27 protein-coding genes are annotated in these 24,164 nt (G+C 40.2%); 8 read left to right on the forward strand and 19 right to left on the reverse strand.

Translation table 11 applies throughout. The annotated features are described in order from the left end of the window. The first annotated feature begins 127 nt into the window (after positions 1 to 127). Positions 128 to 1,096 (forward strand): sigma 54-interacting transcriptional regulator, encoded by a 969-nt coding sequence (locus tag FXF70_RS05430; RefSeq protein ID WP_148779958.1) that lies wholly within the window; start codon positions 128 to 130, stop codon positions 1,094 to 1,096. A 13-nt stretch (positions 1,097 to 1,109) separates the two neighbouring features. Beyond that, positions 1,110 to 1,745: a PAQR family membrane homeostasis protein TrhA gene (trhA, locus tag FXF70_RS05435; RefSeq protein ID WP_008346394.1), complete on the forward strand. Its 636-nt coding sequence runs from the start codon at positions 1,110 to 1,112 to the stop codon at positions 1,743 to 1,745. A 38-nt stretch (positions 1,746 to 1,783) separates the two neighbouring features. Here the strand turns inward: trhA and FXF70_RS05440 are convergent, their stop codons facing one another. The 12 genes from FXF70_RS05440 to FXF70_RS05495 form a co-directional block, all read right to left on the reverse strand. After that, positions 1,784 to 2,407, reverse strand: coding sequence for a lysophospholipid acyltransferase family protein (locus FXF70_RS05440; RefSeq protein ID WP_035703293.1), 624 nt, complete (start codon positions 2,405 to 2,407; stop codon positions 1,784 to 1,786). Positions 2,408 to 2,426: 19 nt separating this feature from the next. Next, positions 2,427 to 2,915, reverse strand: a complete 489-nt coding sequence (gene folA / locus FXF70_RS05445) for a type 3 dihydrofolate reductase (protein ID WP_017359700.1) — start codon at positions 2,913 to 2,915, stop codon at positions 2,427 to 2,429. Further along, the gene (locus tag FXF70_RS05450; RefSeq protein WP_017367468.1) at positions 2,912 to 3,706 is read right to left on the reverse strand and encodes a thymidylate synthase; all 795 of its coding nucleotides are present in this window, start codon (positions 3,704 to 3,706) and stop codon (positions 2,912 to 2,914) included. Before FXF70_RS05450 ends, folA begins: the two co-directional genes overlap by 4 nt. A gap of 104 nt (positions 3,707 to 3,810) precedes the next feature. Continuing rightward, complete coding sequence (locus FXF70_RS05455) at positions 3,811 to 4,338, reverse strand: phosphatidylglycerophosphatase A family protein (protein ID WP_148779959.1); 528 nt, start codon at positions 4,336 to 4,338, stop codon at positions 3,811 to 3,813. An 18-nt stretch (positions 4,339 to 4,356) separates the two neighbouring features. After that, positions 4,357 to 4,974 carry a YpjP family protein gene (locus tag FXF70_RS05460; RefSeq protein ID WP_017367469.1) on the reverse strand — a complete coding sequence of 206 codons (618 nt, stop codon included), beginning with the start codon at positions 4,972 to 4,974 and terminating at the stop codon, positions 4,357 to 4,359. A gap of 266 nt (positions 4,975 to 5,240) precedes the next feature. After that, positions 5,241 to 6,038, reverse strand: coding sequence for a class I SAM-dependent methyltransferase (locus FXF70_RS05465; RefSeq protein WP_148779960.1), 798 nt, complete (start codon positions 6,036 to 6,038; stop codon positions 5,241 to 5,243). Positions 6,039 to 6,103: 65 nt separating this feature from the next. Further along, positions 6,104 to 6,538, reverse strand: a complete 435-nt coding sequence (locus FXF70_RS05470; protein ID WP_008346384.1) for a BrxA/BrxB family bacilliredoxin — start codon at positions 6,536 to 6,538, stop codon at positions 6,104 to 6,106. Between the two features lie 81 nt (positions 6,539 to 6,619). Next, positions 6,620 to 8,296, reverse strand: coding sequence for a dihydroxy-acid dehydratase (gene ilvD / locus FXF70_RS05475; protein ID WP_007500822.1), 1,677 nt, complete (start codon positions 8,294 to 8,296; stop codon positions 6,620 to 6,622). A 310-nt stretch (positions 8,297 to 8,606) separates the two neighbouring features. After that, positions 8,607 to 9,746, reverse strand: a complete 1,140-nt coding sequence (locus FXF70_RS05480) for a conserved virulence factor C family protein (RefSeq protein WP_148779961.1) — start codon at positions 9,744 to 9,746, stop codon at positions 8,607 to 8,609. A 30-nt stretch (positions 9,747 to 9,776) separates the two neighbouring features. After that, the gene (locus tag FXF70_RS05485) at positions 9,777 to 10,400 is read right to left on the reverse strand and encodes an HD domain-containing protein (RefSeq protein ID WP_148779962.1); all 624 of its coding nucleotides are present in this window, start codon (positions 10,398 to 10,400) and stop codon (positions 9,777 to 9,779) included. Between the two features lie 2 nt (positions 10,401 to 10,402). Continuing rightward, positions 10,403 to 10,885, reverse strand: a complete 483-nt coding sequence (locus tag FXF70_RS05490; RefSeq protein WP_007500827.1) for a glutathione peroxidase — start codon at positions 10,883 to 10,885, stop codon at positions 10,403 to 10,405. Between the two features lie 74 nt (positions 10,886 to 10,959). Beyond that, on the reverse strand, positions 10,960 to 12,642 hold the full coding sequence (locus tag FXF70_RS05495) for a formate--tetrahydrofolate ligase (RefSeq protein WP_148779963.1): 1,683 nt from the start codon (positions 12,640 to 12,642) through the stop codon (positions 10,960 to 10,962). A 138-nt stretch (positions 12,643 to 12,780) separates the two neighbouring features. Here FXF70_RS05495 and metA point away from each other — a divergent pair, with 138 nt between their 5' ends. Both metA and FXF70_RS05505 read left to right on the forward strand, forming a co-directional pair. Continuing rightward, positions 12,781 to 13,689, forward strand: a complete 909-nt coding sequence (gene metA, locus FXF70_RS05500; RefSeq protein ID WP_148779964.1) for a homoserine O-acetyltransferase MetA — start codon at positions 12,781 to 12,783, stop codon at positions 13,687 to 13,689. Between the two features lie 228 nt (positions 13,690 to 13,917). Further along, entirely contained in the window at positions 13,918 to 15,069 is a 1,152-nt protein-coding gene (locus tag FXF70_RS05505; protein WP_007500831.1) for a diglucosyl diacylglycerol synthase, read from the forward strand. 35 nt (positions 15,070 to 15,104) lie between these two features. On the opposite strand, the gene FXF70_RS05510 is transcribed toward FXF70_RS05505, so the two are convergent. Then, positions 15,105 to 15,806, reverse strand: coding sequence for an AIM24 family protein (locus FXF70_RS05510; protein WP_007500832.1), 702 nt, complete (start codon positions 15,804 to 15,806; stop codon positions 15,105 to 15,107). A gap of 267 nt (positions 15,807 to 16,073) precedes the next feature. On the opposite strand from FXF70_RS05510, the gene cspD reads away from it, so the two are divergent. After that, a complete protein-coding gene (gene cspD / locus FXF70_RS05515) occupies positions 16,074 to 16,274 on the forward strand; it encodes a cold-shock protein CspD (RefSeq protein WP_003215784.1) in 201 nt (66 codons plus the stop codon). Between the two features lie 51 nt (positions 16,275 to 16,325). Here the strand turns inward: cspD and FXF70_RS05520 are convergent, their stop codons facing one another. From FXF70_RS05520 to FXF70_RS05530, 3 genes are all read right to left on the reverse strand, one after another. After that, positions 16,326 to 16,508, reverse strand: a complete 183-nt coding sequence (locus FXF70_RS05520) for a hypothetical protein (RefSeq protein WP_008346368.1) — start codon at positions 16,506 to 16,508, stop codon at positions 16,326 to 16,328. Positions 16,509 to 16,679: 171 nt separating this feature from the next. After that, entirely contained in the window at positions 16,680 to 16,862 is a 183-nt protein-coding gene (locus FXF70_RS05525; RefSeq protein ID WP_008346366.1) for a zinc-finger domain-containing protein, read from the reverse strand. Between the two features lies 1 nt (position 16,863). Beyond that, positions 16,864 to 17,535, reverse strand: coding sequence for a ribonuclease H family protein (locus FXF70_RS05530; protein ID WP_019743258.1), 672 nt, complete (start codon positions 17,533 to 17,535; stop codon positions 16,864 to 16,866). Positions 17,536 to 17,629: 94 nt separating this feature from the next. On the opposite strand from FXF70_RS05530, the gene FXF70_RS05535 reads away from it, so the two are divergent. From FXF70_RS05535 to FXF70_RS05545, 3 genes are read left to right on the forward strand one after another with little or no spacing between them, the layout of a single operon-like run. After that, positions 17,630 to 18,319 carry a queuosine precursor transporter gene (locus FXF70_RS05535; protein ID WP_148779965.1) on the forward strand — a complete coding sequence of 230 codons (690 nt, stop codon included), beginning with the start codon at positions 17,630 to 17,632 and terminating at the stop codon, positions 18,317 to 18,319. 1 nt (position 18,320) lies between these two features. Then, positions 18,321 to 18,716, forward strand: coding sequence for a reverse transcriptase-like protein (locus tag FXF70_RS05540; protein WP_148779966.1), 396 nt, complete (start codon positions 18,321 to 18,323; stop codon positions 18,714 to 18,716). A 43-nt stretch (positions 18,717 to 18,759) separates the two neighbouring features. Then, positions 18,760 to 18,885 (forward strand): hypothetical protein, encoded by a 126-nt coding sequence (locus FXF70_RS05545; protein ID WP_008346357.1) that lies wholly within the window; start codon positions 18,760 to 18,762, stop codon positions 18,883 to 18,885. A 40-nt stretch (positions 18,886 to 18,925) separates the two neighbouring features. Here FXF70_RS05545 and FXF70_RS05550 read toward each other — a convergent pair whose 3' ends face one another. From FXF70_RS05550 to dynA, 3 genes are all read right to left on the reverse strand, one after another. Next, positions 18,926 to 19,813, reverse strand: coding sequence for a 5'-3' exonuclease (locus FXF70_RS05550; protein ID WP_148779967.1), 888 nt, complete (start codon positions 19,811 to 19,813; stop codon positions 18,926 to 18,928). Between the two features lie 274 nt (positions 19,814 to 20,087). Then, on the reverse strand, positions 20,088 to 20,351 hold the full coding sequence (locus tag FXF70_RS05555) for a YpbS family protein (protein WP_008346351.1): 264 nt from the start codon (positions 20,349 to 20,351) through the stop codon (positions 20,088 to 20,090). 41 nt (positions 20,352 to 20,392) lie between these two features. Next, positions 20,393 to 23,986 (reverse strand): dynamin GTPase, encoded by a 3,594-nt coding sequence (gene dynA / locus FXF70_RS05560; RefSeq protein ID WP_148779968.1) that lies wholly within the window; start codon positions 23,984 to 23,986, stop codon positions 20,393 to 20,395. Positions 23,987 to 24,164: the final 178 nt, after the last annotated feature.

Raw genomic sequence — 24,164 nt, forward strand, 5'->3', positions numbered from 1 at the left:
TTCAAAAAATAAACCAATAGATCATGGATCGGAGATAAATTTCATGAACTTTTTCGTTTTTCTATACATTTGTTCTAATTGGGTGTTATAATAAAACCAATTAGAACCAAAAGAAAGGAATCACTCGATGACCACACATCCGTTTGCTAATATATATGGAGAACACCAAGATATAAAACACGCCATTCATTTGGCAAAACAATTCACGAAAAACGATCAGCCTGTGTTGATCACAGGTGAAATTGGAACAGGCAAATCACGCTTTGCACAAGAAATGGCCCATTCATTTGCTGCGCAGGCTTCGATGAAACATATCTACTGCCCCATTGTAGATGAAGTGACTTTGCAGGAAGCATTTACTCATGCGACAAATCATGTGATTTATTTAGACGAAGTCAGCGCACTTAGTATTCCTATGCAGCATCAGGTCATTCGTTTTCTCGAAGTTTCTCCTGCAACAAAAATCATTGCTTCTTCGTCTTTATCATTAGAGGCGATGAGCGTTTCGTCCAGTTTTTTACCTGAGCTGTTTTATCGGCTCAATGTGCTTCATATCCCTCTCCCGCCCTTAGAAGATCGAAAAACAGATATTCCTATTTTAACCGCTTCTTTCTTTCAGGAACTGAACATGACGCCTGACATCGACTCAAGTGTGTGGGAAGTCTTACAGCAATATTCGTTTGAAGGGAATGTACAGGAGCTCAAAAATATCGTTCATTATGCAGCTGCAATTCTCGAAGGGCAAACAGTTTTCTTGCATCACTTGCCACCTTTTGTATTATTACCACAACAAACAGCTGGTAAAGGTAAAAAAGAAGAACACCAGCTCACGCTTATGGAGAAACAAGAATTTGTTTTCTTACTCGAAGCCATTAAGTCTCTAAATGAAAAAGGAGAAGCAGCCAGCAGACGTATCTTGTCTGAGTTAAGCAAACAAGGCGACATCCCGCTGACCCCTCAACAAGTCAGGAGTCGATTAGATGATCTTGAGAAAAAAGCCTATGTGACAAAAGGGAAAGGCAGAGCTGGAACGAAGATTACACTTGAAGGTCTCTCATTTCTGAAGTCGCTTGATGGTTATATACCGGTTCAATAAAGGAGGACATCCATTGTTTACTGTAAAAGAAGAAATTGCCAACGCGATTACACATGGCATTGGCGTCATTTTATCCATTCCCGCCATTGTTTTTCTCGTTTTATTCGCTGTTCAATACGGCACTGTCACTGACATTATTAGCTTCTCGATATTTGGCGCGTCGATGCTGCTGCTTTATTTAAGCTCTACTTTGCTTCATAGCATTCGGCACAAAAAAACAAAAGATGTATTTGAAATCCTTGACCACTCTGCGATTTATGTATTGATTGCTGGTACATATACGCCATTTTTGCTTGGCCCATTAAAAGGCGCACTTGGCTATACTCTTCTTGCAATCGTATGGGCGCTCGCTGCAGGCGGTATCGTCTTTAAGATCTTTTTCGTCAAACGGTTTATCATTGTATCCACCCTTGTTTATTTATTAATGGGCTGGATGATTATCATCGCAATTAAACCTCTGTACATTCAATTAACAGGAGCTGGATTCAGCCTCTTACTATTAGGCGGTATTTTGTATTCAGTCGGAACGATCTTTTATATTTGGCGGAAAATTCCCTATCATCATGCGATTTGGCACAGCTTTGTTCTCGGTGGAAGTGCATCCATGTTCTTCTGCATTCTATTTTATTGCGTCAACATCCCAGCATGATCAAAAAACCAGCATCCACATTCGGATGCTGGTTTTTGCTATGCGCGCTTTTGTGCGTAATCACTCATCTTGACCGGTGCTTTTATATGGATATCGACATTAACTGGACGAAGTCTTTTGACGATCTTCCCTGTTAAAAGACGGTCTGTGCCGCTTGTTTCAACCGGAACAAGTGAGCAGTTACATTCTTCAGCAAGCGTTTCTGCCATGACACGATACTGTTCAGAAAGCAACAGACTCTGGCCAGATAGAACTCTTTCTCTTGCTTCTTCTAATAACGCCTCATCAGATTGATTCTGCTTGATCACCGCCATCTTCTTCAACCATTGTTTTAAGATGGGATAGCGAAACAGATGCGGTTTTGCCATAAAAGCAAATGGCTTCTCTAAGTGACCAATCAGCAATGTCGTCGTCACTGGATGATGTGCTTCTGTGACATAAATAACAGGGCCATCTGGCAGCTTTTTTTGCTGATGAATGGTCATGACCGATCCTGATTGATCAATACACCCTCTGGCAAACCTTTTTGCATGCTCATGGATGAGATGCATTCGTTTCGTATAGGAAATGCGTGGATCCGTTAATTCATGATCATACAAATGCCTTATACTTTTAAAAAAGGATACAACAACATAAATCGTTAAAAACCAATAACGAAACAACCGTACTCCTCCTACTCACTTATCCTTCTTTTCTGTCATAGACGACAAATTCATAATTGTAGGGGTTCTTTTCGTCACGATGGCCTTTTTCACGTGATACAACCGTCCAATGATCTTCATCGTAATAAGGGAAGAAACGGTCGCCTTCAAATGAATGATGAATGTGCGTGATATATAGACGATCTGCGTATGGCATCATTTCCTCATACAGCTTAGACCCGCCAATGATCAATAATTCTTCCTCGGTCTTCGCAATGGTTAAAATATCATCGATTGAATGGACTACCTCGCATCCTTCAGCTTGAAAAGAAGAACTTGTGGTCAACACGATATTCCGGCGGTTAGGCAGTGCTCGTCCAATTGATTCAAACGTTTTTCTGCCCATGACAATGGTATGGCCACTTGTGACTTTTTTAAAATACGCTAAATCAGCGGGTAAATGCCAAGGCATTTGATTATCTTTGCCAATGACTCTGTCTTTTCCTGTCGCCACTATCATGGAAATCATACACTGACTTCTCCTTTAATATGCGGATGTGGATCATAGTTCTCAAGCACAAAATCATCAAACGTAAAATCAAAAATACTTTTGACATCTCTAGTGATGCGAAGCTGCGGAAGTGTGCGCTCCTCACGCTCTAACTGCATTTTGACCTGCGGAAGATGATTTTGATAAATATGAGCATCTCCTAGCGTATGAATAAACTCTCCTGGCTCAAGGTTTGTCACTTTGGCAATCATCATCGTTAGAAGTGCATACGAAGCAATATTAAAAGGCACACCTAAAAAGATATCTGCCGAACGTTGATAGAGCTGGCACGATAATTTACCGTTTGATACATAAAATTGAAACAAGCAATGACAAGGAGGCAGCGCCATCTGATCAATTTCTCCTGGATTCCACGCACTGACAATCAATCTTCTCGAATTAGGATGATTCTCAATATCATGGATCAGCTTGCTGATCTGATCTACTGTCTCTCCGTCTCCACTCGCCCATGATCTCCACTGCGCACCATACACACGCCCTAGCTCTCCATTTTCATCTGCCCATTCATTCCAAATACGGACACCATTTTCTTGAAGATATTTGACATTTGTATCACCTTTTAAAAACCACAGTAACTCATGAATGATTGATTTCAGGTGTAATTTCTTTGTTGTTAATAGAGGAAACCCTTCCTGTAAATCAAATCTCATTTGGTAACCGAACGTGCTGATAGTGCCTGTTCCTGTTCTGTCACCTTTTTCATCCCCGTGCTGTAATACATGACGGCATAACTCTTTGTATTGTTTCATTTTTTTCATCCTTTATTTATGTTCTTGTTGTAGTTTACCTTATTTCTGCTTTTGTTGAAACCAAAAAAACATGTCTGCAAGATGAGCAGACATGTTTTTCTTTTTTATGCTTGATTCACTCGATCCTGCTCTTCGTCCTTAATATCTTGGTGAGAGTGAGCTATGCGACTTGCGGCGGCGGCGGCAAGCGCAGCGACAAGGTCATCAAGGAAGGTGTGTACTTCACCAGGACGACCTTCATCTAATTCTTTAATAATACCAAATTTTTCTTTGTCTAGATAACCGAAGTTGGTCAAACCGATTGATCCATATACATTGACAATGGAAAGCGGAATAATCTCATCAATTCCATATAGCGGTTCATCTGTTTCAACTAAATGCTGCAAAGGTTCTGGCAAAAGCTTTTTTTCTGCCAGCTGATCAAGCGCAAGTCCTGTCAAAACTGCGTGGACAATTTCCCTTTTATTCAGCACTTTTTCAACATTTTCAATGCAGACACTAAGTGGAAGATTTGGGTTGTATTTCTCTTGGAGTTTCAGCACAATGTGTGCAATATCTTCTATTTTCACTCCACGCTCGTTTAACATCTGTTTTGTAATGCGAACCATTTCGTTCATTGTATACTTTTTCAATTGGCATGACATCTCCTTCTAGTGGCTCATCCAGCTCGGCGGGGTGTTTTTATCCCAGTAAATATTACCGAGTTCATGATGCGTCTGGAATCCATCTTCTGCTGTATGGTAGTGAAAGTTAAACCAATATCCGCTATGAGGCGGCTGATCTCTCCTGACATGAAAACGAAGCAAATCTTCTCCAGTCTTTCTATTATAAATGTGGAAGATTTTTTCCCCATTTCCGCTTGAAGGCTGATCAGTTAAAACAACATCTTGAAATTTTTCGTCATCTTTGAAATTTGTTAAATAGTCGGTTAACACTTGTTCAATTTTTGGTTGAATCTCTTCTCTATACTCGTCCTCAATGACAGGTGTGATTTTACGACCAAATTTGAGAAAGGATTGGTTTTCTGCACTTGATAGAACCTCTTGCTTATATTGCTCAAAGGGGTCTACCCGCTCTTTGTTGTCTTCTTGCGATAATTCCCAGCTGCGCGTATCATCTGATGTATCATAAACTGCTGTATAAGGTGCTTTATCAGATGAAGAAAGTTCAGATGGCTTGTCTGTCATCAAAGCCGATGGAGGAGAGATTAAACCAAAAGTCGCAATCGTAAAGAGTGCAACAAGCGTTTTTCTCATCCACATTTTCATGATATCTAATTCCTTCCATAAGTTATCATACTGCTATTCTAGCATATAATGAATTTTCAGTCATTCAATTTGGTCATTGAGTTGAGACTTTCTTTTTCATGATAAAACGTTTACAATGACAGTAATGACGACTAAAATTTGGGAGGAATGGATATGCTTGAAGGGTTTTTCATCACAGCTTCCTTGCTGACGTTATTTTATTTTGTCTATATGGAGATCACCGATTAAAAGCCCTGAAGTAGGGCTTTTTTAATTGTTAAGAGTGATTAAAGTTTTGTTGATTTGTCTTCTTCTATTGAGATATATCCGTAATGGAATTGGGCGGTTTTGCGTTTCATCACCTGAAATTGATAGGAATCAGTGGTAAATCGTGTGCTTTTCCAATGATCTTTTAAAACCACTCTTTTTCTAGCCACTCTCATTGCTTCTTTCACAGCGGTTTCATGGTTAAAATGATGCTCAGCTGCATGACGAAGCGGCATCATACTAGCAGACTCTTGTATGGTTTCTTCGAACATTGGGTCAAAATAGACGATATCATAGGATCGATCAGGGAGCTTCTTTAACTGCTCAATACTATCCCCGCTGATAACAGATATCCGTTTCATCGCTTCGTCTGCCTCTCTCACACCCGTTTCCCATGTGCTGAGTCCTTCTCGAACAAGCAATGCCGTCACCGGATTTTTTTCAATACCGGTCACTTTTCCATTGGCTCCTGTAGCGCAGCTTGCGGTAATCGCATCAGATCCTAAGCCAAGCGTACAATCTAAAAAGGAATCGCCCGGCTTTAATTGTGCTGCTTCTATTAATGGATCTTTTTCCCCTCGCAGAACCCGCTTCACCCTAAACATCGCTGAGCTTGGATGGAAAAAGAACTTTTCACCATTTGACTGATACCATTCAAATCGTTCTTTCCCAACAACCAGTACATCCCCCCGCTTGATCGCAAGCTGTTTGACAGATTGTTTGCGCCGCTCGATATACTCACCATGCAAGTCCTTTGCGAGGGCCTTTGCCGTTTCAATTGTTTGTTCATTTGCTCTAAAGCTTGTTGTAATGAGCATGACGTTCCTCCATCATAATCAAGAAAAAATGCCCTGATGGATCACAGGACATTTCAACATTTGTATTAGCAATGTTTTTCAAATGCAGATAAGACGTTCTTCATAATATCTTCCATTTCATGACCTTCAATTTCGTCACGCGGGATAAAGTGAACGAGTTCATTTCCTTTTAAAAGTGCCATAGATGGAGAAGATGGCTCCTCACCTGTGAAGTATTCTCTCATTTTAGCCGTTGCTTCCCGGTCCTGACCAGCAAAAACCGTCACCATTCGATCTGGTGCTTTTTCTGCTTTCATGACAGCTTGAGTAGCAGCAGGGCGTGCTAAACCAGCAGCACATCCGCATACGGAATTGACGACAACAAATGTTGTTCCTTCTGCTTCCTGCATCGTTTTTTCTACTTCTTCTTCAGTCGTCAACTCTTGAAACCCTGCACTTGTTAGTTCTTGGCGCATTGGTACGACGAGCTGACGCATATATTCTTCATATGCCATTGACATAAAAAAGCCCCCTCTATAATCCTTATGTTGTGAATAAAGGATACTATAGAGAGAGCCAATTTTCAAATGATCAATTTCACATTAAATTTTCATGATTCCGCCTGTATTGGCTGATGTCACAAGTTTTGAGTATCTGGCAAGGTAACCTGTTTTTACTTTTGGCTCAAAGCCTTTCCAGTTTGCTTTTCTTTTTTCCCATTCTTCTTCCGGGACATCTACGCTTAAAATGCGTTTTTCGATATCAACAACGACATGATCACCATTTTCAACAAAGGCAAGCGGGCCGCCTTCTGCTGCCTCTGGAGAGACGTGTCCAATAGACAATCCACGAGAAGCACCGGAGAATCGTCCGTCTGTAATTAAAGCAACCTTTGGACCGAGTCCCATTCCAACAATTTGTGAAGTTGGTGCAAGCATTTCAGGCATACCTGGACCGCCTTTAGGTCCTTCATAACGAATAATGACAACATGTCCTGCTTCTACTTTTCGATTAATGATTCCTTCAAGTGCTTCCTCTTGGGATTCAAATACGATCGCAGGTCCTTCATGACGTGTGATGCCGTCTTGTACACCGCCTGTTTTAATGATCGCTCCATCTGGCGCAAGGTTTCCAAATAAAACGGCTAAGCCGCCCTTTTCAGTAAATGGCTTGTCAATTGGATAAATGACGTTATAATCTTTTACCTCATGACCTGCAATGTTCTCGCCTAACGTTTTCGCTGTGACGGTCATGGTATCTAAATGAAGAGCCCCCTCTTTTTTGGACAATTCATTTAGTGCAGCAGTCACTCCGCCAGCTTCATGTAAATCTTCAATATATACATCTGAAGCTGGAGCAAGTTTCGATAAATGCGGCACACGTTCTGCGACTTCATTGATACGCTCAAGTGAATATTCAACGCCTGCTTCGTTTGCAATCGCCAATGTATGAAGAACTGTATTGGTTGAACCACCAAGTGCCATATCTAAAGCAAATGCGTTATCGATCGCTTTTTCCGTGACAATATCACGTGGTTTAATGTCTTTTTTGATTAGCTCCATCAATTGTTTTGCTGACTTCTTCGCAAATTCTCTTCGTTCTGGTGAAGTCGCCAGAATGGTTCCATTTCCAGGAAGAGCAATCCCTAGCGCCTCTGCTAAACAGTTCATTGAGTTTGCTGTAAACATACCAGAGCAAGATCCGCATGTTGGACAGCCAAATTGCTCTAATTCGTTTAACTCCTCTTCATTAATTTTCCCTGATTGGTATGCGCCTACGCCTTCAAAGACAGAAGAAAGAGAAATTTTTCTGCCATCACTTGTTCTACCAGCTTCCATCGGTCCACCACTGACAAATACAGTTGGGATATTCACACGCATGGCAGCCATCATCATACCTGGCGTGATTTTATCACAGTTAGGAATACAAACCATGCCATCAAACCAGTGTGCAGACACCACGGTCTCTACTGAATCAGCAATGATTTCACGGCTTGGCAATGAATATCTCATCCCAATATGCCCCATCGCAATACCATCATCTACCCCAATTGTATTGAATTCAAATGGAACACCGCCAGCTTCACGAATGGCTTCTTTCACAATTTTTCCGAATTCCTGAAGATGGACATGCCCTGGGACAATATCAATATAGGAATTACATACGGCAATAAACGGCTTGCCAAAATCCTCATCTTTTACCCCAGCTGCTCTTAGTAAGCTTCGGTGAGGTGCTCTGTCAATTCCTTGTTTAATCATATTACTGCGAAGTTCTGCCATCTGTTTAAAAAGCCTCCTATACTACTAGTCTTGTTGACTGTATGATTTTGAGTTGATTTTATTTTACAAATTTTCTGTTTATTTAGCCACCTATAATAGATAGTGACTGATTTCTCTGCTGAAGCAAGTGCTCAGCAAGGATTGTGTCATAAAATCTGACCTCCAATATTCTATATTGGTACTACTATATAGAGTTTTTTCTCATATTTCAACAATATTCAAAATAATTTTTCTAAAAAAATTTTTCTGCCAATAAAAAAGCCATTTTCAGAAAACAAGCTGCCTTTTATTGGCAGCCTGCTTGTCTTTCTTATGATTCTGATGCATTTTTTCTACTTTCTGTCATTTGCTTCCACACAGAGCCTTTTGCTTCTTCTCCGTGCTCAATTCGTTCGATGGCCATTTTCACTTGAAGACTGACTTCAAATTCAGGGTCCTGCTCCGCTTCTTTTAAAGCTTCTAGTGCTGTTTCGTCACCTTCTTCATAAAGGAACATGGCCGCACGCCAGCGGACAAGCTTACTTGGGTCCTTTAAGGCTTGAATCATCGCTTCAATCGCACTAGGATCACCAAGATCTGAAATACAATCTCCAGCAGTTCTTCTAACTGTCACTGTTTTATCTTCAAGCCCTTTATACAAAATAGGCAAAATGTCTGGATCTTCAATCATGCCAGCATTCACAACAGCTTGTCTGCGAATTGATGTTTTTGGATCCTCCATCGCTTTCATTAAAACAGGTATATCTTTTTTCTCAGGCTGCATTTGCTCTAAATGAGCAAAACGTTTCTTCCAATCTTCATCGAGCAGCATCTCTTCTGTCACATCATATGCTTTTCGGTTCACTTGTTTATCTACAGCCTCTTGACCTTCCTTCACTGCCTCTGTTAAACGGGATAAACGCTCGTCGTCATATGCAGCTTGCAGCTCTTCTGTGACTTCTTGACCGATATCAGCAAATTCTCCAAAACGTACGCCATGTTCTTTCCACACACGTTCAAATACAACATTATCTGAACTGCTTCTTAGCTTTAAAATCGCTGCCTGGAAACGTTCAGGCATTCCAAATCGTTCTTCTCTTTCACCGTCTGTCAGCTTGACCTGCATCGGAATCCCATTAAACATTTGAACATGCACTTTGACTTCTCCAAATGTGTCATCACCTGACTGCGATTCTCCCTGAAGACCTTCTGTTTCTTGTCCAAAGGCTTCTCTGACTTGCTGTAAAATACCTTGCCAATCAAATTTCGCATTACGCTCAACCGCTAAGAAATCGGCTACATGGTAAACACCTTTTACACCTTCAATGGTTAAAATGCGCTTGATCATCTCTGGCGCTTCGTCTTTTTGATCTTTTTTGTAGTTATTGCTTTTACCGCCTGCAAGCGCTTCTGTCAAAATGACTTTCATTGTATTCGGGCTTGGCGTTGGTTCTATGGCAGTTATTTTCATCTATACATCCTCCTTACACACATAAAGACCCTACTCATCTGTAAGGCCGCATTCTTCTTTCCATGTCTTGATAAATAGACACATAAACTCATGCCGCTCATGAGCCAGCTGCTTTCCAGCACGTGTGTTCATCAAGTCTTTTAATTGAAGCAGCTTTTCTTGCATATGCAAAAGTACTGTGCCTTGGTGAGCACCCTCTGTATAGTGAGGCTCCCCTTTTGCACCGGCATATGTAAACACCCTTGCAATCCCAGTTGCACCTATCGCATCTAGCCGATCTGCATCTTGAACAATGGCCCCTTCTAATGTCACTGGCTTATGCTGCATATGCCGGTGACGAAAAGACATCGTTGTAATGATATCCATGATATAGCGAATATCTCGCGTGTCCACTTCCCACAAAAGGAGCTGCTGCTTGAGATCATGCGGTGAAAGCTTCCATTCACTAGACAGCTTGTCATCAATGACATCATGGACAATCGCTGCCATTTCAATGACAAAAAGCGACCCGCCCTCCTGTTGTGCAATATGGACGGCAAACTGGCGAACACGATTGATATGAGCTTCATCGTGTCCAGTCGGTTCATTCTTTAGCTGTTTCGAAACAAAGGAGGCAGCTGCCTCCAATTGTTCTTGCTGCTTACTCGAATACATGCTTATTTCTCCAAAAGAGCGATAATGGAGCTTTCTAATTCTTTTGGTGGTGTTTTAGGAGAGAATCGTTCAGTCACTTCTCCGTTTTGGTCAACGATAAATTTTGTAAAATTCCATTTCACCGTTTTTGTACCAAGCACACCTTTCGCATGACTCGTTAAGTATTTGAAAAGCGGATGCGCATTGTCACCATTGACATCTACTTTTGCAAACATCGGGAAGGTCACACCATAGTTTAACGAACAGAATTCTTGAATTGCTTCTTCCCCTTCTGGCTCTTGATTCATGAATTGATTGCACGGAAATCCTAAAATTTCAAGGCCCTTTTCATGATATTGATCGTATAACTCTTGTAATTGTTTAAATTGAGGGGTCAGTCCACATTTGCTCGCTGTGTTCACGATGATCAGTACTTTCCCTTTGTAATCTGCCATTGATTTTTCCTGACCGTTAATGGTCTTGACCTGAATATCATAAATTGACATCTCATAGCCTCCTAGGATTCACTTTTTCCTATCGTAACATGCTTCTTTTAGAAAATCGCTTTTTATGCTTCCTGCTAAAAGAGTCCAGTCACACTGCCGTCTTCTAATAAATCCATCTCAAGTGCCGCAGGTTTTTTAGGGAGACCTGGCATGGTCAGAATGCTTCCCGTTAGTGCAACGATAAAACCTGCTCCTACAGATGCTTTTAACTCTCGAATCGTAACGGTGAAGCCTTTTGGTCTGCCGATTAAAGCCGGATCATCCGATAGTGAATATTGCGTTTTTGCCATACAAACCGGCAAATGGGCCCAGCCATTTTTCTCAATTGCAGCTAGCTGCTTTCTTGCTTTTGATGTAAGGTTGACGCCGTCTGCACCATAAACCACTTTGGCGACTTTTGACAACTTTTCTTCAATGGAATCTTGCTCCTCATATAAATAAGAAAAGCTGTTTTCATTCTTTTCAATGAGTGTCGTGAGCTCTTCGGCAAGTGCTACGCCGCCAGCTCCTCCTTCTTCCCATACATTGACGGCTTTGACTGGATGTCCATTCGTTTCGCACCAGTTTTCTATTGCTTGAATTTCTTCTTTTGTATCGGTAATAAAACGGTTCACTGCAACGATGTATGGTAGACCGAAGGCTTGCACTGTTTCAATATGCTTCTCTAAATTATGTATACCTTCTAATACAGCCTGTGCATTTGCTTCCTTGAGCTCTGTTTTCTGCATTCCGCCATGCATTTTTAGCGCCCTGACAGTTGCTACAATGACAACAGCGCCTGGTTTAAAATCACCGGCTCTTGTTTTGATGTGAAGAAATTTTTCCGCACCGAGGTCTGCACCAAATCCCGCTTCTGTTACGACGTAATCTGCTAGTTTTGCCGCCATTTTTGTGGCAATTAAACTATTGCATCCATGTGCAATATTGGCAAAAGGACCACCATGAACAAGGGCTGGAGTTCCTTCAATCGTTTGAACAAGGTTTGGTTTCAGCGCATCTTTTAATAGCAAGGTTAATACGCCTTCATACCCTAGATTTCCAACTGTGACCGGTTCACCTTCTTGATTGTAGGCAACAACAATAGAAGAAAGACGTTTTTTTAGATCGTTTAAGTCGTCTGCTAAACAGAGGATGGCCATCATTTCGGATGCAACCGTAATATCAAACCCATCTTCTCTAGGGTACCCATTTAATTGACCTCCAAGTCCAACGACCACTTGTCTTAGAGCACGGTCGTTTAAATCTAACACTCGTTTCCATACAATTCGGCGTGAGTCGATCCCAAGCTCATTTCCGTGATGGATATGATTATCAATAAAAGCAGCTAAAGCGTTATGTGCAGATGTAATCGCATGAAAATCCCCTGTGAAATGAAGATTGATTTCTTCCATAGGCAACACCTGTGAATATCCGCCGCCAGCCGCACCGCCTTTAATACCCATTGTGGGACCTAGTGAAGGTTCACGCATGGCAATGATCGCTTTTTTCCCAATTTTCTCGAAGGCTTGACCTAGGCCAACTGTTACGGTGGACTTCCCCTCACCTGCTGGCGTTGGGTTGATCGAAGTCACAAGAATCACATTTCCTTCTTTTTGTTCCTTTAAACGGTCAAAAATAGTCAAAGATATTTTCGCTTTTGTGAAACCATAGCATTCTAATTCTTCGTCATGTATTTGTAATTTTGCTGCGATGTCTTGAATCGGTCTCAGCTTTGCCTTTTGGGCAATGTCAATATCTGATAAATGCTTTGTGATCATGATTAATGGCCTCCTTTTTTGACAGAAACAGCTTTCTTTTTTGCTCTATTTTTCATTGTAACATAATTGAAACATTGAAATATCGCCAGAAAGTTCCTATAATGAAGTGAAATTAGCTTTGGTTCAGGGGGTGGCGAGTTGCCTATTAACATACCAGTTCATCTGCCGGCAAAACAAATACTAGAGAGCGAAAACATTTTCGTCATGGATGAGACAAGGGCATTCAAACAAGATATCCGTCCTTTGAATATCGTGATCTTAAACTTAATGCCAAAAAAAATACAAACTGAAACGCAGCTGTTGAGAATGCTCGGAAATTCTCCTTTGCAAGTGTATTTTACATTTTTGATTCCAAGTACACATACACCGAAGAATACATCGAGAGAGCATCTAGATGAATTTTATACGACCTTTGACTCGATTCGCCATAAAAAATTTGATGGCATGATCATTACAGGTGCACCAATTGAGCATTTAGCTTTCGATGAAGTTTCCTATTGGAAAGAACTGCAGGACATTTTGGACTGGAGTAAAACGAATGTGACGTCTACTCTCCATATATGCTGGGGGGCACAGGCTGGTCTGTATCATCATTATGGCATTGAAAAAATCAAGCTTCCAGAGAAAAAATTCGGTGTTTTTGAGCATCTTGTCAAAGAGAAAAAAGAAAGATTAGTAAGAGGTTTCGATGAAGTATACTATGTCCCACATTCTAGGCATACAGATATTAATACAGAACAATTAAAAAACACGCCGAATCTAAAAATATTGAGCACGTCTGAGGAAGCTGGTGTTTGTTTAATTGTTTCAGATGATGATAGACAAGTATTTTTAACTGGACATCCTGAATACGATACAGATACATTGAAGCAGGAATATGAAAGAGATTTGTTGAAACATGATACAGTCAAAAAACCCGTCCACTATTTCATAGAAGATGGAGACACATTAGTTCCAGTGAACCGCTGGAAAGCCCATGCTACTTTGCTGTTTATGAATTGGCTTAATTACTATGTTTATCAAGAAACACCATATGTGTGGGAATAAAATAGACTGTAGTCTGATGATAAATGCTTAAAATGTGTTAAAATACAAATGGCTCTGTCTTCCATTATCAATTTAGTCTGTTTGTTTTTTAAAATTAGTTTAATTCTTTCGTAACGAATGATATGCTCTCGCTGTTTATATGTTATCTTTATGTATATGTAGACCTAAGAGATTTATAGTTTTCGTACGAAGTTTTGTTGTTGTTGATTACATTTGAGGTGAATATTCTTGAATACCAATAAAAAAATATTAATCTTGACCGCAAATTATGGAAATGGACATATGCAGGTTGCAAAAACACTGTATGATGAATGCAAATCCCAAGGGTTTGAACATGTGATAGTTTCTAATTTGTATCAAGAATCAAATCCCATTGTGTCTGAAGTGACTCAATATTTATATTTAAAGAGCTTCTCCATTGGGAAACAATTTTATCGCTTGTTTTATTACGGTGTAGATAAAATTTACAATAAACGCAAATTTAACATTTATTTAAAGATGGGAAATAAGCGTCTTGATGAATTAATTCAATTACACAATCCGGATATCATCATCATTACATTCCCGATGATTGTTGTACCTGAATACCGAAACAAAACAGGTAAAGTCATTCCAACATTTAATGTGATGACAGACTTTTGTCTTCATAAAATTTGGGTACATGAAAACATTGACCGATACTATGTTGCAACCGATTATGTGAAACAAAAGCTAGTAGAAATCGGCACACATCCAAGCGATGTCAAGGTAACAGGCATTCCGATTAGACCACAATTTGAAGTAGACGTGCCTAAATCGATCATCTATAAAAAATATGGATTATCATCAGACAAAAAAGTCCTTCTCATTATGGCGGGTGCCCATGGTGTACTAAAAAATGTGAAGGAACTGTGTGAAGCACTACTTCTTGACAGTGAAGTACAAATTGTTGTTGTGTGCGGTAAGAATGCAGCGCTGAAGCAATCGCTTAGCGAACTTGAACAAGCACACCCAAATCAATTGAAGGCGCTTGGATATGTGGAACAAATTGATGAATTGTTCAGAGTAACGGACTGTATGATTACAAAACCGGGCGGGATTACATTAACAGAAGCAACAGCAATTGGTGTCCCAGTTATTCTTTACAAACCTGTTCCAGGACAAGAAAAAGAAAATGCTCTTTTCTTTGAAGATTACGGCGCTGCCATTGTCATCAACAGACACGAAGACATTTTAGAATCTGTCACCAACTTGCTGCAAGACGAAGAAAAATTAGAATCCATGAAACAAAACATCAAAAAATTACACTTAAAACAATCTTCTCAAACCATTTTAGAAGATATCGTCGAACAATCAGATCTGATCATGAGCAACAAATCGTATGCTCAAGCATTATCATAAAAAGGTGTCCGTCATTGACGGACACCTTTTTTCTTTTAACCTTGATTTCCATTCGTTGTATATACTTCTTCAAACGGCTGAACAACAACAAAGCCACTTCCGCTAAACTTCATTTGAATGGACTCTCCGCTTCCCCTGCCAATAAACGTTTTGAACGATACATCTGTCACAAATTCAGTCTGCAAATCTCCTGACCATGCGACCGTCGCATTCGGATCTGTATAAACAGAATCACCTGGCTGAACAATCAGCGTCAGCGGTTCGTAATGACTTGTGATTGCCACAAGACCTGGTCCTTCAAGTTTGACATTAAATAATCCGCCTGCAAGCATGCCAGACACCTTTTTCATTAATTTAATATCCCACCGAACAGACGGTTCAAATGCGAGCAAGTCGTTTCCATTAACGAAAATAGACTCCCCTTGAGCCAATCGAAGAATCGAGATTTTTTTCCCTTGGTCTGCTACATATAATTTTCCATCACCTGTGGCCTTCATCAAAGAAGTTCCTTCTCCTGATAACATTTTTTTGAACATCTTTGACACACCGTGTTCAAACACACCTTCACGTTCAAACTTTATTTTCCCGCGATATGAAACCATGGAGCCTGTTTTTGCCCAAATGGTATCCGTTAAATTAATTTCTAACAATCTTGGTGTTTCAAGTTCAAAGACCCCTTCCCCTTTGTCTTCTTGCTGCGTATTCTGAACAAACTCCTCAATTGTGTAACGATTCATGACGCACCTCTTTCTGTATTTTTACTATATACGGACAAGTTATACGTTAGGTTTCATGAGATTAGGACGTTTTATAGATAAATGTCATTCACTAAAAAAACAAAAAAATCAAACATTCTGCTCAAAATTTGGCTTGCCTGCTTGACGCTTTACTTTTGATGGTGTATAGTGGAACCATCATTTAACAACTTCTTAAGTCGTTAGGTGATGAAAAATTTTTTTTAGTATGCCAAAAGGTGTGCTACAGTACTAGGAGGAAAAAGCAATATGCAAAACGGTAAAGTAAAATGGTTCAATAATGAAAAAGGTTTCGGCTTCATTGAAGTTGAAGGCGGAGACGACGTATTCGTTCACTTCACAGCTATCGAAGGTGACGGTTACAAATCTCTAGAAGAAGGACAAGAAGTTTCTTTTGAAATCGTTGAAGGTAATCGTGGACCTCAAGCTGCAAACGTAACAAAAATCTAATCAACTCAATCAATGATGAAACGACAAAATAAAGAGAGGCGTATGCCTCTCTTATTTGATTTTCAGCTGAATTTCAATCGCTAAAATATTTTGCTTTAATCTTTGTTCAATTTCAGAGATATCTTTTTCGAGAAAAGGTCTTCCCTTCTTTGCTACATCTACCAGTTGCTCTAGATCACTGTACACCTCTTGAAATGTCCGATGTAATACCGTTTCAAAATCCTTATTATCCATGCCGGCCTTCCCCTTTTCCTCTATTATCCGTCACTTAGTCAAAAAGTAACTCAACCAAAACTTTCTATAGTTATATCGGCTCATTTTTCAGAATATGTTCTTTTTTTACACATTCTATTCGTTTTTTTTCGTGAACGTGTGATACATCTAGGGGAAAACCGGAGTGTACGTTTATTTTTTGAGTAATTCATTCCCGTATTGTTTGATCTTCTCTCCTACCGTGCATTGCTGTATACAAAAGGAGTGGGCGTATTTTTTGCCAAATTCTTTACGAAAGTGCTTCTTAATCAAGCAATCTGAACAATACGTGTCTTGAAGATCTGTTAATTCTTTTACTGCTGTTTTTTTATCCACTTTATTCAGCTCCGTCTACTTCTAATTTCAACTTACTTTCGATAGGGACGTCTGCAAGTATCTGTCTGGCAAGCTGATCTGCTTCTGCATTTTGTTTACGATCGATGACTTCATATGTTGGCGTGAGCTTCAGCTCTTTGATCGCAGCCTCAATTCGGTCGAGCCATTTGTTATGTATATCATCATAACAAGGCCATTCCCCTTTGAGCTGATTCATCACAACAAGAGAATCTCCTCTAATCGTTACAGAGTTTCTGCTGGCTCCCAGTTCTTTTAAAGCTTTTACCGCTTCAAATAAAGCCGCATACTCTGCCTCATTGTTCGTGGTGCTCTGAAAAGGCTGATTCTTCCTTAGCCGGTATGCATCCTGTCCGAGCTGATAATACACGACAATTCCAAGCCCAGCATCACCTGTTTCTTTGCGAAAACTCGCATCAAAATAGACCTGAAGCTGATCGGGCTCAAGCCTAAGTTCTTCGTTTAGCTTTTCAAGTTCTTTCGTCGACCACATCGCACCCTTTTCATCTTCAAATGATAGAAGTGACTGCGGTTCTTTTTTGTCTATATGTTTTGCTAAAAGCAAGGCCTCTTTGAGCTCCATCCAATCTTCTTGGAAAAAAGCAATGGACCCAATCGATTTCACTTTCATTGTATAGTGCGCTCTTAGTTTCATTGATCACATCGCCTTCCCGTACTTTTAAGGTAAACGTTCGTTATGCTATAATCAAAAAGTTACATTTTACATTTAGAAAGGAAGTTCATGTCACTTGTTTAATGAAGGTATTTGGATCTTATTTGCGATCATTAATTTTATCATTGTTCTTCTATTTTATAAAGGATTTGGCAAGATGGGGCTTTTCGTCTGGATTGGTTTTGCAACAGTTGCTGCCAATTTACAAGTGGTCAAAACCGTTGAATTATTTGGCTTAACGGCAACACTTGGCAACATTTTATACGGCAGTGTGTTCTTTGCAACGGACGTCCTCAATGAAAAATATGGACAAACCGAAGCGAAAAAAGCTGTCTGGATTGGCTTTGCCACCCTTTTAACATTAACTGTTGTCATGCAGGAGGCTTTGCTTTTCCATCCCGCTCCATCTGACATTTCCCAATCATCATTAGAAACGATATTTGGCTTTATGCCAAGGGTCGCTCTTGGTAGCCTTGCTGCTTATATCATCAGTCAAATGTTAGATGTTTATGTATATTCGTTTATTCGCCGGATATTTCCTTCAGATGGTGCGCTCTGGCTGCGAAATGCGGGGAGTACAATGATTAGCCAACTGCTTGATACACTCGTTTTCACAACCATTGCCTTTCTTGGGACCTACCCATTCCATATATGGATCGAAATTTTCATCACGACTTATGTGATTAAATTTATCGTCGCTGCCATTGGCACACCTTATGCCTATGCGGCGAAAAAAATGGTTCCGATTGATGAAAGGGTGAAATAAATTGCCAGCTGAAATATATATTGACGGTGCTAGTGCCGGAAACCCAGGTCCATCTGGCATCGGCATTTTCTTGAAATATGACGGAAAAGCTGAGTCTTTCTCCATTCCTCTTGGCATCATGAGCAATCATGAAGCAGAGTTTTCCGCGCTCATTGAAGGCATGAAAATTTGCATAGAAAAAGGATTACGGACCGTTTCATTCCGCACTGATTCACAAGTAGTCGATCGTGCAGCCAATGCAGGATTTGCTAAAAATCCATCTTTTCGTCATTTCATCGAAGAAATGCTGCAGCTTCAAAGCGAATTTGATTTATTTTTCATTAAGTGGATTCCGAGCAAGGAAAATCAAGTGGCTGATCAGCTCGCTAGAAAAGCGATTCACCTTTCAAAAGGATGAATCGCTTTTCTTTTGGTTATGCTAATGTGTGAGGTGATACGAATTGGATAAAGAGAACAGAGGCCGTGTCACAAACGGAACGACTCCTCAAGGTGATGCGCAAACAAAAGATAAACAGCCAATATCGCAATTAGAAAATAAGGCGAAAAAAAGCAACACAAAGGGCTAATACATGTAGCCCTTTGTTTCTTTTCTGCGTAAGAACAACCTTAACTGATTCCTAATTGACTTAAGCGGTTAACCATTGGTTCGATCCCTTTAATTTGATGCAAGCGAAGCATTGCCGCTGCCCGCTCTGGGTCCATTTTTATTTTTGTTTCGTCAATCGGACAGCTGAGTGGTACATCACATTTAATTTCTGCCAGTATACGAGAAAGCTTCAGATCTTCTAAACCTGCTTGCATTTTCTTTTGCTGAGCTACCGTTAATGCATGAACATTTTCTAACAGTCGATCAATCGTTTCATACGTTTGAATAAATTTCAATGCTGTTTTTTCGCCAATTCCTTTTACACCAGGGTAATTATCGCTAGTATCACCCATCAGCGCTTTCATATCAATCAGCGCCTTTGGAGATATGCCCATTTCCTCTTCAAAAAGGGCTTTTGTATAATGCTTATAATTCCCGATGCCTTTTTGCATTAAAGCCACGGTCACTTGTTCATTCAAGATCTGCAGCAAATCTTTATCTCCTGTTAAGACGGTCACATGTGCTTCGTTTTGATAGATTGATGCAAGCGTTCCAATACAATCATCTGCTTCAAAACCTTTCACACCAATGTTCATGATCCCCAGTTCTGCTGTCGCCTCTTTTGCTAAATCAAACTGCGGGATAAGCTCAACAGGCGCCTCACCTCGATTGGCTTTATAATCTTGAAATAATTCGTTCCGGTATGTCTGGCTTCCCATATCCCAGCAGCAAACGATATGAGTCGGCTCAAATGTTTGGACAGCTGTTAACAAATGCTTCAAATAACCATTCACTCCATTTGTCGGCACACCATGATCATTTATCATAAAATTGCGATGGACAGCCGTCGCATAAAACGACCTAAAAAGAAGTGCCATTCCATCTACAAGTAAGACGTGTTTATTCATTCATCTAAACTCCCTTTTTATAAACAATACTCCTATTCTATCATAGAACATTGAAACGAACATAAAAAAGGCGCCTTCTTCTTTTGATAAAGAAGAGGCAGCCCGATTACTTTTTACCATATTGCATTTTTTTCGTTTCCGCTTCTGCGTAGGATGGCATGTCTTTTTCCTTTGGCATGCGCTCCTCCTGCTGCTTTACGTTTTGCTTTTTTGCCATGATCATTCCCCTTTCTGGTTCATTTGTTAAGATGACCAAAAATGAGAAAGTTACTCTTTACTTCTGTTTACGCTGGGTGTATTCTTCCACCATCTCAATCGTGACATGTTTACGAAGCGGAACAATTCCGCCTCGGGCAAGCTCATTCATTTTAGACGTAATTGCGTTGATCTCATCTGTTGAAAATGGTTCATTGTGTTCACATTTTTTCACAGCCGATTCAATCGCCTGCTCTCTTTTTTGTTCAAGTGCAAGAAAAGATTGGATGTGGGCATGTTGTTTCTGTGAATGTGCAGAAATTTCTTCGTGTACGCTCGTCATCGTCTATCAGCTGCTTTCTTTTTTATATAGTCTATCATGAATCATATCGTTTTCAACTGGTTCTTCCATTCATTTGTTTGTTCATAAACTTGTTCAATGATCGCCTGTTTTTCAGCATCTGTTGTAAGGCTCGTCATAAATGTCTGTTTTTGCTCATTGAGCTGTTGGAGAGCATCTTGTTCGTACCTTTCCGTATAGGTCTTCACTAGCTTTTCATATCTGCTCAGCAACTCTTCTTTTTCGTTATCTGCCCAACGTGTTGTCATTTGATGTAGAACATCTCGAATGGCTTCAATAAACGTAGCCTTTTCATTTTGTTCAAAGAAGGCTTTCGCTGATTTTTGTTTCTTTAAAAGCGGCTCAAATGGTGTAATCTCTGCTTCGACTTCAATTTGTTTTAGCTCAGCATTTTTCTCCTCAGGGGCTGACAGGCTGAGAGAAAAGTAAGGATCTTCCGCACATGCAGCCTGCATCCCTTTTTCCCACTCCTCCTGGAAATAATGGTGGATAAACGATTCCATTCGGATATCAAGTGCCTTGAGCTCCTGCACAAATTCAAATTCATACTCCTTTAACGCTTTCTCAAGTGCCTTTTTTAACTGCTGACCAAAATTCCCTTGAGATATGCCAGGATAAAAAGCCGACTTTAATAGATCATTCGCAAATAATGAAAGCCGCTGTACAATATGATAGAGCTGTTCATGCACGTCTTTTTTTACGCTTTCGGTCACAAGCTTAGACCGTTTCACGTCTTGCATTTTTTCGAGAATGGCTTCATAGGATGTCTTGATGTTTTTCTTTTCAGCTTCTTTCTCATCTTCTGATTGATGCAAGGTCGCACGTAGTCTATCGACCGTTGTACATAATGTACTAGCCTCAAAATGCAAAAGTTCAATGGCATCTTTCGTTAATTCTTCCTCGATAAAATAGTCGAGCTGTTTTCTCAGTGTTGCATATTGATTATAAGATGTCGGCTCTTTCCCTTCGATCTCTTCCTTACTAGACACATGATGCAGGTTTGGATTGCGGATGCCTTCTTTTGTGAGTTCGCTTCGTACATAGTCAAATACGGTTTCAAGCTCTGCTTGATCCTTAGCCAAATCAGCTGCATTGATGATAAAGAACATTTTATCCATGCTAAAGGAATCTTTTACGAGTCCAAGCTTCCGTAAAAATGAGCGATCAGCTTTTGAGAAAGAGTGCTGATAATACGTTAAATAAAGAAGGGCGTCTGCATCTTTCATATACTGGAAGGCGATCTCTGTATGACGCTTATTCATACTGCTTGCACCTGGTGTATCGACAATCGTCAGCCCTTTATCTGTCAGAGGTGTGCTTAAATACACCGTCACTTCCTTCACCACACAAGAAACAGATTCTTCCGCTACATAAGGCTTTAATTCTTGAAGTGTGACATGTAAATTGGTTTGGTTGTCAATGTCATCATGAAACTTGGCATAGGCTTGTAGAAAATGTTCTACAATGATTCGGTGATCCTGTTCGAGCTGGCGTTTTTTCAGCACTCTTTCCAGCTTTGCCTGAAACGAATCTCCTTTTTCTGTTGTGATCAAAAATCCAAGAATCTGATCGAGTTCCTCTAGCATGTCCTGCTTGGTTTTAAACACCACTTTGACACTTTCATGAGGATGATCTTCCGTAGGTCGTGTCAGTTTGTTAATTGTCGCAGTTGTTGGCGTAGGTGATGATGGTAACACCTTCCGTCCAACAAGCGCATTGGCAAAAGAAGATTTTCCAGAACTAAAAGCGCCAAATAAAGCGAGTGTAAATTCTTTTGCCTGCAGCCGCTCTGTTCGTTTTTCAAAGGAATCTCTTTGAGACTTTAGAATATCTAAAGGCGATAAAATACGGGAAAGCTCTTTAAATTGTGCAATCGATTGTGCTGTTGTTAAATGCTGCGATTGACGGTATTGATCGCGCTCTGTCCGTTCAGCAGGTTGATCGCTCTCTTTAACATGAATTGATGCGTGATTCTTCTCCAGCTGGTCGTGCTGCATCCATTGCTTTTTCGCATAAAACCAGTCACCTGGGATAGGCTCATCCGTTCCGCTTTGCCAAATATCCCATAAATGCTGAATATCTAGTCTTATTTTTTCATTTTTTTCGTTGTACCCCTCAAGCCTCTGAAGCTCTTGTTTCGCTTGTTTCCATTTTTCCTCTTGCTTCTCTTGTTCATTCTTGAGCTGGTCTTTCAAGGTTTCAATCATCTGTTCAATCAATTGAAGCGCTTGCTGTTTCGCCTGTCTTTTCAATGCTTCACCAGCATCTTTCGCATATTGAAGAACGTATTCGTTAGAAAAAGTTGCCCCTTGGTGAATGACCTTTTCAAGCAGGGATTCTTCAACAGGTGTCTCAAATGCCATGGCTTTGTCTAATAACGCTTCCCCAAGCTGATGCTGTTTTATTTCTTTTTTGAGGAGCTCGGCAATGTGCCAGTCAACTTCCGCTTTCATTCTCTTTTTTACATCTGCTAAGAAATCATTTGCCCTTTTTTCCTTTTCCTGCTCGGTTTTATTTTTGGCAAAAAGTAAACCCACTTTAAAGCCAGGTGCTTTCGATTTGATATAGTCACTTGCAAGCTCTCGCATCTTAAATGGCGTAAGGTTTGCATTTTTTAAGATGTTCTCTACTTCAGAAGACACTTCATCTTCTACCTGCTTTGCACCATTTTCAATAAATCGGCGTTTCTCTTCTAGTACTTTCACTTCATTCCTTTTTTCTTGAAGGTGCTTATCAAGGTCCTCTTCATGCAGTTCTTCTTTTAACGAGTCTATATGTTCTTTTAAAACATGTTCGATTTTCTGCTCTGTATAGGCTCGAAGTGATGCTTTAGGCATGGTTTGTAATTCTTGTAGCTTCTTCACTAAACGGATCATTTCGTTTTTTGGGTGTGCCTCATCCGTCACAGAAGTAAAATATAGATGTTCTTCTTCAATGCCTTCTTTTAATAGCATCTCAACGATTTGTTTTTTGTAGTTTTCAAAAGTTGTCTCTTGTTCATCGTGCCGATCCACTTGATTGACGATGAAATAAAGATTAGGCACTTTCTCTTTAATCGAGCGAATGAAGCGAATGTTTTCTTCAGAATGGACATGGTTATAATGAACGACATAAAAAAGAGCATCCGCTTGATGAAGAATAGAAGCAGCGGATAAAAAGTGCGCATGATCCGTTGAATCAATTCCCGGCGTATCAATGAGTGCCACTTTTTCTTCAAGTCCACTATAATCACCGCTAATTTCCACCATCTCAATTTGTTCCCCATCTTTACAAAAACGCTGCACCGCTTCTTTATCATAAGAACCGCTCATTTTTGCAAAACGTCCATCAGACGTATGGAGCTGAACTTCACTGACCCCTTTCCTGACAACAACCAAGTTTGCACTCGTTGGAATTGGGCTTGTGGGCAGGATGTGATCATGAAGAAGATGATTCACTAGTGATGACTTACCAGCAGAATAGTGGCCGGTAAATGCGATATATACTTCTTCTTCAGCTTCCTTTTTCATAATAGATGCAAGTTTGGCTGCGCGCTCGTGATCATCCCTTTTCAGAAGGCTTTGATATAAAGCACCTGTAGTTTGAACGAGCGAATCTCGAATAGACAAGTCTTTCATGACGATAAACCCCTTTGTTTTTAGAAAAGTCAGTTATGTATGTGTACCATTTTACACAAAATAAAGAGATTTTTCTTCTGATCTGAGGAAATAAAAAAATCTGCTGCCCGATCAGTCGCAATGGACTGCAATCAGGAAGCAGATTTTTTTGAAACACTTTTTAATACGAAGCCAATCA

The sequence above is a fragment of the Bacillus sp. Y3 genome (genome assembly GCF_008123875.1).
GTDB lineage: Bacteria > Bacillota > Bacilli > Bacillales > Bacillaceae > Bacillus > Bacillus altitudinis.